Annotated in this window: 1 protein-coding gene; it reads right to left on the bottom strand. The window is 45.4% G+C overall.

The window, feature by feature from the left end; genetic code table 11:
- On the bottom strand, window positions 1-416 hold a 416-nt coding region (locus KEM09_RS21845; RefSeq protein ID WP_212232091.1), incomplete at both ends, for a hypothetical protein.

Genomic DNA, 416 nt, shown 5'->3' with positions numbered 1-416 from the left:
TTTCCTAATAATGAGATGTCATCACCTAAACAAACGTCTCCTCCGTTGGCTGGTAATGCAACCGGGTTAGTATGAATCACTACATTATGATCAAGCGCACTCACACAGGTGCCTTCAGTTACTGTAAGCGTGTAGGTACCTTCGTAAGTAGCCTTGTCAGAATTATTAATGGTCAGAACAGCGGTATTTTGAGTACTGCCATCAGGCAGCAACCACGAGTAGGTCGCTCCTGGAGCGCCTCCGCCACCGGTCAGTGTAATATCTTCGCCTTCGCACCATTCGGTAGTAGTCACAGTAGCATCACCATTAATGGTCGGCACAGGTAAGGCCTGAATGGTAACTACTACTGTTACTTCTGTACTTGTACATCCATTTGAATCTTCAACAGTAACACCATAAGTTCCGTTATCTGTTAC

Source organism: Carboxylicivirga mesophila, assembly GCF_018271975.1.
Taxonomy (GTDB): Bacteria; Bacteroidota; Bacteroidia; order Bacteroidales; family Marinilabiliaceae; genus Carboxylicivirga; species Carboxylicivirga mesophila.
Note: the sequence above shows the minus strand (reverse complement) of the source record. Positions and strands in the feature narration are given on the sequence as shown.